Origin of the sequence: Nonomuraea sp. NPDC059007 (assembly GCF_042740555.1) — a bacterium.
In the GTDB taxonomy this organism is placed as follows: domain Bacteria; phylum Actinomycetota; class Actinomycetes; order Streptosporangiales; family Streptosporangiaceae; genus Nonomuraea.
Genome location: NZ_JBHYJD010000086.1, coordinates 16,329 through 28,426, shown reverse-complemented (window position 1 = coordinate 28,426; position 12,098 = coordinate 16,329). Strand labels below are relative to the sequence as shown.

The window sequence follows — 12,098 nt, the reverse complement described above, 5'->3', positions numbered from 1 at the left end:
GGGCGAAGGCGACGAGCGCGGCCCAGGTGAGTGCGGTCAGCCGGGGGAGCAGGCCGTACAGGAGCATGGCCAGTCCGGCCGTCACCCACACGGCGGGTGCCTGCACCCACGCCGCCGCGGCCAGACGTGCCATTTCGCCGGGCTGCCCGATGCGGATGCCGTGGGCCAGCCCCAGAGCCAGCCCGGCCGTCGTGAGCATCACCGTCGCGCCGGTGAAGGCCATCAGCAGGTGGCTGACGGCCCATCGGCTGCGGGGCACGGCGGCGCTGAGCACCTGTTCGGCCCGCAGGGCGCTCTCCTCGCTCTGGAGCCGCAGCACGGCCTGGACGGCGAAGCCGCCCGCGACCAGGCCCATCATTGCGAACACGGTGGCCAGGAAGGTGTCGGTCAGCACTCCTTCGCCGCCGAGCCGGTCGAGGACGGCGGCGAGTTGCGGGTTGTCCCGCACGATCTGCCCGGCGCTCTGCGCCAGCGTTCCGAACAGCGCTCCCATGACGGCGAAGCCCGCCGTCCAGCCCAGCGCGCCGCCGCGGTGCAGCCGCCAGGCCAGGCCCAGCGGGCTGCTCAGGTACGGCGGCGCGTCGGCCGGCCCGCGGCGGGGCTGCAGCGCTCCGGCGCCGAGGTCGCGCCGTCTGGTCAGCGCCGCGGCGACGGCCACCAGGGCCGGCCCGGTCACGGCGGCCAGCCCGAGCACCCACCAGCGCTCGCCGGCGAAGGCGCGCACCCGGTGGGCCCAGGCCAGCGGTGAAGCCCAGGAAGTGCCTCGATCCCGGCCGCGTCTCCCGCGGCACGCAGCAGGAAGGCCAGACCCAGCGCCGCTACGGCGAGCCCGTTGGCGGTGCGGGCGTGCTCGGTGAGCTGCGCCGTGACCGCGGCGACTCCGGCGAAGACCCATCCGGTTCCGGCGATGCCCAGCCCGAAGGCGAGCGCGCCCGGGACCGGCAGGCCCTGCCCGGCCAGCACGGCCGTGAGGAGCATGGCGATCAGCAGGTTCGTCCCGCCGGTCACCACGAGCGCGGCGGCCGGGAGCGCGTGCCGCCCGACCACGCAGGCACCCACGAGCTCGGCCCGGCCGCTCTCCTCTTCGGCACGGGTGTGGCGGATGACCAGCAGAACGTTCATCAGCGCGGCCAGGACGGCGGTGATGGTGGTGGCACGCCAGGCGGTCAGCCCGCCCACCGAGGTCGCGTCGTAGACCGGGCCGGTGATCGCCTGCAGGGCGGGGGTGGAGCCGATGCTCGCGCCCAGCGCGATCCGCTGCGTCATCCCGGGATACAGCTCGGCGATGGCCGAGGCCGTGCCCGCGACGGCACCGGCGATCACCAGGATCCACCCGGGCAGCATGAGGCGGTCACGGCGCAGCGCCAGCCGTACCAGAGCGAGAGTGCCGGTCATGGGGTGGTGGCCTGGTAGTGGCGCAGGAACAGCTCTTCCAGCGTGGCGGGCCGGCAGGTCAGGCCGCGCACGCCCGCTTCGGCGAGCAGTGGCAGGATCTCGCGCAGCCGGTCGGGCTCGACTTCGAAGGTGACGCTGGAGCCGTCGACGGTCAGGTCGTGCACGCCGGGCATGTCCTCGGGGACCAGGTCGAGGTCGGCGGTCACGGTCGTCCTGGTCAGGTGCCGTAGCTGGGCCAGGGTGCCGCTTTGCACGACGCGTCCGGCGCGGATGATGCTCACCCGGTCGCAGAGCGCTTCGACCTCGGACAGGATGTGGCTGGACAGCAGAACGGTGCGGCCGTTGCCTCGTTCCTCGGTGATGCACGCGCGGAAGGCGGCTTTCATGAGCGGGTCGAGTCCCGCGGTCGGCTCGTCCAGGAGCAGCAGTTCCACGTCGGAGGCCAAGGCCGCGATCAGGGCGACCTTCTGCCGGTTGCCCTTGGAGTAGGCGCCGCCCTTCTTGGTCGGGTCGAGGTCGAAGCGCTCCAGCAGCGCCTGTTTGCGCCGCCGGTCGAGCCCACCGCGCAGCCGCCCGAGCAGGTCAATGGCCTCACCGCCGGACAAGGCCGGCCACAACGCCACGTCGCCGGGCACGTAGGCCAGCCGCTTGTGCAGCTCGACCGCGTCCTGCCAGGGATGGCCGCCCAGCAGCTCGGCGTGGCCGGAGTCGGCGCGCAGCAGGCCGAGCAGGATGCGCAGCGCGGTGGTCTTTCCCGCGCCGTTGGGACCAAGGAAACCGTGGACCTCTCCGGTCCGTACGGTCAGGTCGAGACCGTCCAGCGCACGGACGGAGCCGAACGACTTGATCAGGCCATCGATGAGTACGGCAGGCACGGGCGCCTCCGGCGGTCGGACGGATATGACGTTGCCGACCAGGCTTCCCGGCGCTCCACCCATGACGTTAACAGCGCCCGATCCGCCGCACCAGACGGACCTTGACGCGAATCAGACAGCGGCGTTTCGTCCTCGGTGCTTTGCGGCCTATTGGGGGATCGGTTCAGTCGTGCTCTGCGGTGTACTCTCTCGCCACCTGTCGATGAGGGGAATCAGGTGGTCGGTCATGTAGGCGTAGAAATCCTGCATTTCGTGGAGGCGGCGACTGGCGGTGCCGTCCTGGCCCGCGATTACGAGACCAAGCCCGCAGACACCGAGAGCATGATCCGCCTCGCGATGATCGCGAACCTCGCGAAGCGAGCAACCGGCTAAATCACCATAGCCTTGCACAATCCATGAACTATCGCTCGAGCAAGCAGAACGTCCTCTGAGTGCCGAAAATCCATCCACCTATGCCGAGCTGCAGCTTCTCCTGTATCGATCACTCATGGTTGAGCATGCGCTCAACTCCTGTTGAGCGACTGTTCAACAGGAGTTGCGGGGTTGTCGCGTCATTGCAGGTCAGGCGCTACGTGTGAGTTTCCAAGCGCTACAGGTTCCTTCCATGCCGTCTGCCTGAGGCCGTCGCGTCGTCTTACTGCACGATCGGTGCGCTGTCGGCGACGCTCGCCTTCAACTGCGCGCTCGACGACACCACGCTCCCAACCGGAGCATCGGCCACGTTCGCGTCCACGACCACCCCCCGGCGTCCGAGATAGTCGTAGGTCTTTCGGTCGAAGATGTACTCCTCCCTGATCCCGTTGGGCGAGACCATCGCCGCCGCTATGCCGGTGCGCCCCGCGGCGTCCTGCGCCTCCTTCACGGTCACCACCCCGGGAATCGTCGCCGCGGCGCGGAAGAGCGCGGCCCGCTGCGCGGCGGGCAGATAGGACTCCTGGAGCAGCCCGCCGACCCGGTTCCACGCCTCGTAGTCCTGCAACCCGTCGTTGGGCACCTGCGTGTAGAGGTGCTCGCGCATGCCCTCGGTGTCGGAAGGCAGCTTGCTGACATAGGCGTAATCGTTGCGCAGGAACTCGGCGCGGTCATCGAAGTCGGCCGCCCGCTCCGGACGGCCGGGCTTGCCCACCAGCGCCTGCTCCTGCTCCGCGCGTGCGGCCGGCGGGAGCGTGCGCCCCGGATACGGCAGCGGTGCCAGGATCTCCTCCTGCAGGACTCCCTTGACCGCGCTGCCCTCGACCGGCAGCCAGATCGTGCGCTTGGAGTGCGACAGCCAGATCCCCGCGTCGCCTTCGGAGGTGTCCATGCTCTGCGACTCATAGACGAGGAACTGGCCAGGCCTGGGATGCAGCTCCGGACGGTCGCCGACATGCTCAGCCGCCCGTGACAGCACCTCCACGGCCGCGACCGTGCGGATCTGCGGCGGAGGCGGTGCCGGGGCGGGCTGGTTCTGGACGATGAACACCGCCGCTGCCACCGCGGCCGCCAGACCTCCCGCCAGTGCGGCGCGCAGCCCGAGGCTGCGGATGACGGGGCGGACCGGCGCCGACATGCCGGCCATCAGGCGCTCCGCCTCGGCCCGCAGGTCCTCCTGCGCGGGGACCTCTGAGCGGAAGTTGTCGAGCTGGGCCAGCTCATCCATGGCGAACCTCCTCGATGACGAGTGCTGTGGGGTCGGTCCCGCCCAGTTCCTTCCGGATCTTGGCGCGGGCGCGGTTGACGCGTGAGCGGACCGTTCCGACGCGGATGCCGAGCGCCTCGGCGGCTTCGGTGTAGCTGAGGCCGCCCCAGGTCACCAGGAGCAGCACGTCGCGGTGCCCGGCGGGCAGCGTGACGAGCGCGACGGCCAGGCGCTGCTGTACGGCCTGGGCACTCAGCCGCTCGTCGCTGCGCGGGGTGAAGGGTTCGGTGACCGGGTCCACGCCGGTGCGGGCCAGCAGGTTCAGCTGTCTGGCCTCGGTGCGCTTGTGGCGGCCGATACGGTTGGTGGCGATGCCGTACAACCAGGGCAGCGCGTTGTGCCTGGCCAGGTCGTAGCGACCGCGCTGGTGGAAGGCGGCGAGAAAGGTCTCCGCCACCACGTCCTCGGCGACGTCGAGTCCGAGACGGCGGACGACGAATCTCTTGATCTCAGCCGCGTGCCTGCGGAAGATCTCCCCGAACACCTCGGGCTCCTGCCGGGACCGCGCGATGACGGCGGAATCGGCGGGGCTCGTTTCTGACATGCTCTGGCCTCTCGGCTCACGGATGGAACACCCCTACTTGCCCGCCCGCAGCCGACCGGTTCCCGCCATCAGGTCCAGACCTGACCCGAGAGCACGTCGCAGACCTTGACGCCCAGCGTAACCAGCTCGTTCCCGGCTCGATCGACGGGCAGAAAGTCCGTGGCCTCGCGCCGTGCGTCGGCGGGTCAAGCAGTTCGGCGGCCCAGGGAGGAAACACTCGGCGGACGTTTCCAGAGAGTGCAACACTTGATGAGTGAACAAGAATTAGTCGAGGCACTCCAGGCAACGGATATCGCCGCCACGCCCGGCGAAGGGATATTCCGCAAAGGTCGCGCCAATCTGTGGCGCGACGCGGAGGCCGTGGGTGGCCACTTCTGGCTGACCAGGAAGTGGCTGGTGTTCCGCTCACGCTCCCTGAACATCCAAGCCGGCGTCTGGGCATGGCCACGCGACGAGATAGTCTCGACGAGACCGGTCAATACTTTCGGGATCGTGCCCAACGGCATGGAATTGGTGCTACGGAGCGACGAACGAATGCGCTTCGTCGTGACCAAGCGTCGTAACTGGATGGGCGCGATCGCAGAAGCGCAAGGCAGAACCCTTGACCGACGTGACAGCGAGCGGCGGTGGCGAGTCCGCAGGCTGACGTGCGGTGCCCTGATCCGGCGGCCGTTCTCCTGCACGGCGGCACCGTTCACGTGTCAGCAGGTGAGCCGACCAAGGTGTCGGCCCGGCAGGTTCTGACTACCGGGGGGCACGGTGACCTCACCTCGGCGGACGTCCGGCGGTCTTCATCGTCGGCGCGTACGGCGACCGCCTGTGGGACCTGGAGACCCGCGAGCGCTTACTGAGCGTGCCGGGCCAGGTGGCCGCGTTCGCCTTCGGCCGCAGCGCCCTGTTCGCCGGCACGGGCGAGGCCGCGTCAGCGTGTGTACCCGATCGCTGGTCAGGAGTTTCAGCGTCGCCGACGGGCAGAAGGGGCGTTTCCCGCCGGTGGCTCTGGCCTCGGCCGGGTCGCGGCTGATCGCCCAGCACGGTTCGCTGAGCGTGTGGGATCCCGGCACCGGCCGCCGGGTGGGCCGTCCCATCGCCCGCTGGTCGGAGCCGCGGGAGAGCGACGACTTGGGTCGTACGCGAGCAAGGTCGGCACGATCGAGGTCGTGGCCACGACCGTCAGGCGAGAATGATCATCACTTGAGCGTTCCCAGGTCAAGGTAGCTGGACGAATTTTCGGCACCCACAACACCCGCGCGAGCGCGGAGAGGATCGCCCGATCTGCCCACGACGGCCGAGTACAGCCGGCTGTTGCCGCAGTGCCAGAATCTCTGCATCCTTGGACGCCTGCGATTGGGCGAGCAGCGCGATCCAACCGAATGCCCGTAAAACGATCAAGTGGTCGTCGGAAGCATCGGAGCGCTGTGCAACCAGCGCGTCCGCTCGGCGCCGTGAGGAGTGCCATGCGTCCCAACATCCTGTGGATCGTGAGTGAGGACTGCCCGCCGCGCTTCGGCTGCTACGGGGATCCGCACGCGGCGACCCCGCACCTCGACGCGCTCGCGGCCGGCGGGGTGCTCTTCGAGCACGCCTACAGCACCGCGCCCGTGTGCGCGCCGTCCCGCTTCGCGATGATCACCGGCATCGCGCCGGAGAGCCACGCGCCCGCCAACCACATGCGCGCGCTGGCCGCCAGGCCGCCGTGGCTGCGGACCTACCCGGAGATCCTCCGCGACCTCGGCTACTACTGCACCAACAACGCCAAGACCGACTACAACGCCGATATCGACGGCATCTGGGACGAGTCCTCCCGGCAGGCGCACTGGCGCGGCCGTCCGGACGTGAGCCCGTTCCTTGCGGTCTTCAACTACGACGGCACGCACGAGAGCGCCGTGTTCGCCAGGGATCCCTTCCTCGTCGATCCCGCCGAGATCCGGTTGCCCGCGTACCTGCCCGACACCCGTGACCTCCGGGAGGATTTCGCCCAGTACTACAGGAACATCGCCGACATGGATGCCTTCGTCGGCCGCCTGCTGGGGCAACTGGAGGAGGACGGCCTGCGTGACAGCACGATCGTCATCCACACCTCCGACCACGGCGGCGTCAACCCTCGCTCCAAACGCTTCTGCTACGACGAGGGATTGCACGTCCCGCTGATCATCTCCGCCCCCGGCAGGTACGGCAGGCTGTTCCCCGATCCGGGCACCCGGGTTGGCGCGGCGGTGAGCACGATCCGGATCCCGCCCACCCTGGTTGACCTGGCTGGAGGTGAGGTCTCGCCGTACATGCAGGGCCGGAGCCTGGCGCGCTGCGCCTTCGACCCCGGTGAGCTCGCCTTTGGCATGCGCAACCGGATGGACGAGCGCTACGACATGATCAGAACCGTCCGGGACTCTCGCTACCGCTACATCCGCAACTACCACCCGCACCGGCCGTACGGCCAGCACCAGGGCTTCGCCTGGCTCGCCGCGGGCTACCGGTCCTGGGAGGCGGAGCACCTGGCCGGTCGCCTGTCCGACGACGCGTTCTGGCGTCCCAAGCCCGGGGTAGAGCTCTACGACACGGCCTCCGACCCCGACGAGGTGCGCAACCTGGCGGGCGAGGCGGCCTACGCCGACGTCGAGGAGCGCCTGTCGCGCGCCCTGCGCGACCACCTGATCGAGGTGCACGACAACGGCTTCCTGCCCGAGGGTTCGCCCGCGGAGGGCTACGACCCCAGCAGGCGGCCGGGCGCTTACCCGCTGGCCAGGATCCTGGAGGTCGCCGACGCGGTGCCTCGCCGGGATCCCGCCGAGCTCCCGCGCTTCCTCCTGGCTCTCGACGACCCCGACGGCACGGTCCGCAGGTGGGGGGCGCTCGGCATCCTCGTACTGAAGCCGCTCGGCGTCGAGGCACGCCTGCGTCGGGTTCTCGAATCGGAGTCCGACCCCTTCGTGGTGATCCCCTGTGCGGAGACACTCGGCGACGTCGGGCCCCTGATCAGCTTGGCGGGCCCTGACCATCCGCGCGCTGTCCGGCTGGAGGCATTGAACGCGCTGACGGCCCTGGCCGATGAGTCGACCCGCGAGGTCGTGGCCGCGGCGGCTGCCGACGACGACGAGTACATCCGGGGTGCGGGCCGCTACCTTTTGTTCCAGCTGGACGGGAGCTACACCCCGGCGTCGCGGGTCTTCCAGTGGGAACGGCTGCGCAGTCCCAAGGGGCGGGAGCCCGGAACTACGAAGTGACCCGGGCGATCACGGACTCGGCGAAGCGTTCGAGGTGCTCGATCTTGGTGGCGAGTGGTTCGGTGTCGGGCCCCTTCACGTAGGGCCATCTGAAGCCGACGATCAGATCGGTGATCCCCTTGTCGGCCAGCCGCTTGACTCCGTCCACCGTGTAGGCGTCCAGGGATATCGCGTGGATCTCGAACGGCCGGCCGGCCGTACCCTCGTCGCGGCGTGCGGTGGCCAGCCGGTCGAGCAGCAGGTCCAGTTCCTCCGGGTTGCCGCCGCCGTGCATCCAGCCGTCCCCGAGCCGGGCGGCACGGCGGAGCGCGGCGTCGCTGTGCCCGCCGACCAGGATCGGGATCGGCTCGGCGGGGGTGGGCTCCATCTTCACCGGCGGCAAGTCGTAGTAGTCGCCGTGGTACTCGAAGTAGCCGCCGCCGGTCAGGCCGCGCAGTACCGCGATCGCCTCGTCCATCCGCTCGCCGCGCCGCGACCAGGGCACGCCCATCGCCGCGAAATCCTCGGGCCACGGGCTGAGACCGACGCCGAGGGCCAGGCGGTTGCCGGTCAGGCAGGCGATCGAGCTTGCCTGTTTCGCGACCAGTACCGGTGGGCGGATCGGCAGTTTGAGGACGAACGGGGTGAACCGGATCGTCGATGTCACTGCACCCATGGCCGCGATCAGGATGAACGTCTCGATGAAGCTCTTGTCCGCTAAGAACGCCCTGTCTCCCTGTGGGGTGTAGGGGTATCTCGTGTCCGACTCCTGGGGGTAGATGAGCGAGTCGGGGACGCCGAAGCTGGAGTAGCCGGCCGCCTCCGCTGCGCGGGCCAGAGGAAGAAAGTGCGCCGGGTCGGTCATGGTCTCGGTATAGGTGAAGCGCATGGACGGGAGCGTAGGGGAGCCCGATCGAACTAGCCAACTGAGTGCTCGGTAAGTAAGCTCCCGCTCATGGTTCTTCCCGATCACCTCAGCGGCACCACCGCGGTCGTCACCGGCGCGGCCGGCGGCATCGGTGCCGCGTTAGCGATCGAGTTGGCGTCCCGCGGCATGTCAGTCGTGGCCGCCGACATCGACGCCGACGGCGCCCGGCAGGTCGCCGACGACCTTCAAGCCGCCGGCAGGTCGGCCATCGGCGTCCACGTCGACGTCTCCGATTCCGAATCCGTACGCACCCTCGCGCGCAGGACCCATGCGGAGTTCGGGTCGGTCGAACTGCTCTGCAACAACGCCGGGGTCCTGCTCTTCGGTGACGTCGCCGAGTCCTCGCTCGCCGACTGGCGCTGGCTCGCGTCGGTCAACGTCGAGGGCCTGCTCAACTGCCTGCACGCATTCCTGCCGGGGATGCGCGCGCGGCAGGGCTGGCGCCACGTGCTGAACACCGCCTCCACCCACGCCTTCCTGCCAGACCCGCGAGGCACCGCGCTGTACAGCGCCACCAAGCACGCCATCGTCGCGCTGTCGCTCGGGCTGCGGGGCGAGCTCGGCGGGGAGGGGATCGGTGTCACTGTCCTGTGTCCCGGTCAGGTCGGAACCCGCATTCTCGACTCCCAGCGCAACCGTCCCACGGCCTACGGCGAACGGGCGGGCGAGCCGTTCGGCACCGGCGCGATCCCGATGGCGATCGCGCCCAGCCGGGTCGCGCGCGACGCGGTCGAGGGTGTCCTGCGCGATGCGCCTGTCGTCTTCTCCCTGCCCGAGCACGGGCACGCGGAGTTCCGGTCCCAGGTCGAAAGCATGTGGCAGCTCACGGGCGATGCGCTCAGAGACCACATCGGTGGCTGAGGGACGCCGCGATGGACTCTCGCTCGCGCCGCCTGTTCGTCACCGTTCCGTTCGTCAGCGCTGCCGCACCCCTGGCGTACGCTGTCGCGGGCTACTTCGTCGCACTTCAGGTCCAGGCCATCGACGACGCGGCCAAGGTGGTGAACCTGGGCATCGTGCACACCGCGGGCGCGTTCGCCGCCATGCTCGCCCAGCCTCTGGCCGGAGTGCTGTCCGACCGCACGCGGACTCGCTTCGGCGCACGCACGCCGTGGATGCTGGCCGGAGCGCTGCTCGGCTCCACCGCGCTGGCCGCGACGGGATGGGCGACCTCGGTCTTCCTCCTGGTCCTCACCGTGGTGGCGGTGCAGTTCGGCTTCAACGTGTTCCAAGGACCGCTGGCCGCCATCCTGCCCGATCGGGTCCCGTCCGCGATGCGCGGACGCTACTCCACGCTCACCGGCCTGGGCATGATCATCGGTGCCATCGCCGGGCCGATCGCCGCCTCCCGGTTCGTCGACCGGATCCCGGTCGGCTACTTCACCTTCACAGTGGTCATTTTGCTGACCATCGTGGCGTTCATCGTGCTCAACCCGGATGACGACAACCGTGGCATGCCGCGACCCGCCTTCTCTGCCGCGGTGTTCTGGATCAGCCCTGTCCGCCATCCCGACTTCTGGTGGGCGTTCCTCGGCCGCATCCTCATCTTCGGCGGCCACTACATGGTGCTCACGTTCACCATCTACATCGCCCAGGACTACGTCGGCCTCAGCGTGACCGCGGCGGCGACGCTTGTCCCGCAGCTCGGAGCCATCGGCCTGCCCGGGTTTCTGGTTGCCGTCCTGGTCTCCGGCCCGGTCTCCGATCGCCTGGGCAGACGCAAGCCACTCGTTCTGGTCGGCGGGCTCGTCATCGCCGCATCGGCGCTGTTTCCGCTGATCTGGCCGACCGTGGCGGGCCTGATCGTCTCGGCGATCGTCCTGACCATCGGCTTCGGCATCTTCATCTCCGTCGACCAGGCGCTCGTCTCGGAGGTCCTGCCCTCCGAGGACGGCTTCGCGAAGGACCTTGGCGTGATCAACATCGCCGCCACCCTGCCGCATGCCATCGCCCCGGTCGCCGCCTCCGGCATCGTCACCCTCTTCGGCGGGTACGGCCCGCTCTATGCCGCGGTGGCCGTCATCGCCGCCGCCGGCGCGCTGGCCGTACTTCCAATCAGGTCGGTTCGCTAGGATCCCCGCATGGCCAGGACCCGGGACGCCGAACGATCAGGCGCGGCCCGCCGGGCCACGATCGTGGACTCCGCCCTCGTGCTGTTCGCCCAGCGCGGATACAAGGGCACCTCGATCGCGGCCATCGCTCAGGCGGCCGGGATCACCCAGCCCGGGGTGCTGCACCACTTTCGCACCAAGGAAGCCCTGCTCACCGAGGTCCTCGCCGAACGCGACCGGCAGGCGTTCACCGCGGTCGGGATCGACCGTGCGTACGCGGGCCCGGCCATCGTGCGGGCACTCGAGATCGTGTACGACATGGTCGCGCACTCCCGCGAGAACAGGGAACTCACCCGCCTGACGCACCTGGGCACCGCCGGCTCCAACGACATCCCCGAGTCGGCGCTGGAGTGGTCGCGAACACGCGTGCGCACGTTCCGGACCAACTTGGCAGGTGTGGTCAGCAAGGACATCGAGGCAGGACACATACGTCCAGACGCTCGTCCCGAGGCGACGGCGTCACTCATCATCGGCATGATCACCGGACTGGAGCAGCAGTGGCTGCTCGACGAGTCCTTCGACATGCTGGTGGCGATGCGCGCATTCATCGACACCATGACCCGTGACCTCCTCATCCCGACACCACGCGACTGACCGGGCTCAGGTGATTCAGCCGGGCGCGTCGGCCCAGCGCCTGCAGATCGCCTGCGTCTGCTGCTCGGTGAGGTGCTCCACCAGCGGAGTTCTGCCAGGTGAAGCGCGCAGCCCGTCGAGCATGATCTCCAGGTAGCGGCGATACAGCCCTGGGTGGACCTGGACGGAGTGCTGGGCCAGGTCCGTCACCAGCCAGAGGATCATCACCACGTCGTCGCCGACAACGCCGTCACGCAGGTCGTCCTCGGCTGCCGCCCGGTCGAGCAAGTCCTTCATCGTCTGCGCGACACGCTCGATGTTGGTGCTGCCGAACTGCCAGGCGCCACCACTCAGCGCGACGTCCCGCAGGCCGAGGTTGTCCACCAGGAGTTCGGTGATCCTTCCCAGGAGGAGACCCAGCCCGTCCCAGGCCCGTTCGGCCTCGCCGGCGTGCTGTGCGACCTGCGACAGCTTCGCCAGCGGCTCCTCCAACGCGGCGTGGATGAGTTCATCCTTGTCGGCGAAGCGGCGGTAGACGGTGCCGACCCCGACGCCCGCATGGTGGGCGACCTCGTTGAGGCCGACGGCGAGGCCGCGCTCGGCGAACAGCTCCTGGGCGGCCTGCACGATGCGGTCCCGGTTGCGCTCCGCGTCCCTGCGCAGTGCGCCGGACCGGGCCGGCTCGTCGGTGGAAGCGGGTGTCACGGCGCCAGCGTACCCGTGGGAGGAACATCACACACTGAAGTGGATAGACAGTATCCGCTTCTCGCTAGACTCCGAAATCGGATTTGTCG

Annotated in this window: 11 protein-coding genes and 1 pseudogene; 5 read left to right on the top strand and 7 right to left on the bottom strand. The window is 69.3% G+C overall.

Translation table 11 applies throughout. The features are described 5' to 3' along the window. The 5 genes and pseudogenes from ACFWY5_RS55940 to ACFWY5_RS55920 form a co-directional block, all read right to left on the bottom strand. Positions 1 to 724, bottom strand: a pseudogene (locus ACFWY5_RS55940) (ABC transporter permease); the annotation flags it as partial. Beyond that, entirely contained in the window at positions 673 to 1,395 is a 723-nt protein-coding gene (locus ACFWY5_RS55935) for a hypothetical protein (protein WP_379640078.1), read from the bottom strand. The gene ACFWY5_RS55935 and the pseudogene ACFWY5_RS55940, both read right to left, overlap by 52 nt. Continuing rightward, positions 1,392 to 2,270, bottom strand: a complete 879-nt coding sequence (locus ACFWY5_RS55930; protein ID WP_379640077.1) for an ATP-binding cassette domain-containing protein — start codon at positions 2,268 to 2,270, stop codon at positions 1,392 to 1,394. The genes ACFWY5_RS55935 and ACFWY5_RS55930 overlap by 4 nt, the downstream gene beginning before the upstream one ends. Positions 2,271 to 2,904: 634 nt before the next feature. Continuing rightward, on the bottom strand, positions 2,905 to 3,909 hold the full coding sequence (locus ACFWY5_RS55925) for a CU044_5270 family protein (protein ID WP_379640076.1): 1,005 nt from the start codon (positions 3,907 to 3,909) through the stop codon (positions 2,905 to 2,907). Continuing rightward, positions 3,902 to 4,492 carry an RNA polymerase sigma factor gene (locus ACFWY5_RS55920; protein ID WP_379640075.1) on the bottom strand — a complete coding sequence of 197 codons (591 nt, stop codon included), beginning with the start codon at positions 4,490 to 4,492 and terminating at the stop codon, positions 3,902 to 3,904. Before ACFWY5_RS55920 ends, ACFWY5_RS55925 begins: the two co-directional genes overlap by 8 nt. A 249-nt stretch (positions 4,493 to 4,741) precedes the next feature. Here ACFWY5_RS55920 and ACFWY5_RS55915 point away from each other — a divergent pair, with 249 nt between their 5' ends. Then, entirely contained in the window at positions 4,742 to 5,236 is a 495-nt protein-coding gene (locus tag ACFWY5_RS55915; protein WP_379640073.1) for a hypothetical protein, read from the top strand. 713 nt (positions 5,237 to 5,949) lie between these two features. Further along, a complete protein-coding gene (locus ACFWY5_RS55910) occupies positions 5,950 to 7,713 on the top strand; it encodes a sulfatase-like hydrolase/transferase (protein ID WP_379640072.1) in 1,764 nt (587 codons plus the stop codon). Here ACFWY5_RS55910 and ACFWY5_RS55905 read toward each other — a convergent pair. After that, entirely contained in the window at positions 7,703 to 8,581 is an 879-nt protein-coding gene (locus tag ACFWY5_RS55905) for a TIGR03619 family F420-dependent LLM class oxidoreductase (protein ID WP_379640071.1), read from the bottom strand. The genes ACFWY5_RS55910 and ACFWY5_RS55905 overlap by 11 nt on opposite strands. A gap of 66 nt (positions 8,582 to 8,647) precedes the next feature. Between ACFWY5_RS55905 and ACFWY5_RS55900 the strand changes: the two genes are divergently transcribed. The 3 genes from ACFWY5_RS55900 to ACFWY5_RS55890 are packed head-to-tail and all read left to right on the top strand — an operon-like array spanning position 8,648 to position 11,325. After that, complete coding sequence (locus tag ACFWY5_RS55900; protein WP_379640070.1) at positions 8,648 to 9,481, top strand: SDR family NAD(P)-dependent oxidoreductase; 834 nt, start codon at positions 8,648 to 8,650, stop codon at positions 9,479 to 9,481. 11 nt (positions 9,482 to 9,492) lie between these two features. Then, positions 9,493 to 10,692 (top strand): MFS transporter, encoded by a 1,200-nt coding sequence (locus tag ACFWY5_RS55895; protein ID WP_379617016.1) that lies wholly within the window; start codon positions 9,493 to 9,495, stop codon positions 10,690 to 10,692. A 9-nt stretch (positions 10,693 to 10,701) separates the two neighbouring features. Then, positions 10,702 to 11,325 (top strand): TetR/AcrR family transcriptional regulator, encoded by a 624-nt coding sequence (locus ACFWY5_RS55890; RefSeq protein WP_379640069.1) that lies wholly within the window; start codon positions 10,702 to 10,704, stop codon positions 11,323 to 11,325. Between the two features lie 15 nt (positions 11,326 to 11,340). Here the strand turns inward: ACFWY5_RS55890 and ACFWY5_RS55885 are convergent, their stop codons facing one another. Next, positions 11,341 to 12,009 (bottom strand): TetR/AcrR family transcriptional regulator, encoded by a 669-nt coding sequence (locus ACFWY5_RS55885; protein WP_379617020.1) that lies wholly within the window; start codon positions 12,007 to 12,009, stop codon positions 11,341 to 11,343. Positions 12,010 to 12,098: the final 89 nt, after the last annotated feature.

Excerpts from the sequence above, each read along its gene's own strand:
- ACFWY5_RS55900 (WP_379640070.1), top strand. The coding sequence starts at position 8,648 with ATGGTTCTTCCCGATCACCTCAGCGGCACCACCGCGGTCGTCACCGGC.
- ACFWY5_RS55905 (WP_379640071.1), bottom strand. The coding sequence starts at position 8,581 with ATGCGCTTCACCTATACCGAGACCATGACCGACCCGGCGCACTTTCTT.
- ACFWY5_RS55925 (WP_379640076.1), bottom strand. The coding sequence starts at position 3,909 with ATGGATGAGCTGGCCCAGCTCGACAACTTCCGCTCAGAGGTCCCCGCG.
- ACFWY5_RS55910 (WP_379640072.1), top strand. The coding sequence starts at position 5,950 with ATGCGTCCCAACATCCTGTGGATCGTGAGTGAGGACTGCCCGCCGCGC.
- ACFWY5_RS55920 (WP_379640075.1), bottom strand. The coding sequence starts at position 4,492 with ATGTCAGAAACGAGCCCCGCCGATTCCGCCGTCATCGCGCGGTCCCGG.
- ACFWY5_RS55895 (WP_379617016.1), top strand. The coding sequence starts at position 9,493 with ATGGACTCTCGCTCGCGCCGCCTGTTCGTCACCGTTCCGTTCGTCAGC.
- ACFWY5_RS55890 (WP_379640069.1), top strand. The coding sequence starts at position 10,702 with ATGGCCAGGACCCGGGACGCCGAACGATCAGGCGCGGCCCGCCGGGCC.
- ACFWY5_RS55935 (WP_379640078.1), bottom strand. The coding sequence starts at position 1,395 with ATGACCGGCACTCTCGCTCTGGTACGGCTGGCGCTGCGCCGTGACCGC.
- ACFWY5_RS55915 (WP_379640073.1), top strand. The coding sequence starts at position 4,742 with ATGAGTGAACAAGAATTAGTCGAGGCACTCCAGGCAACGGATATCGCC.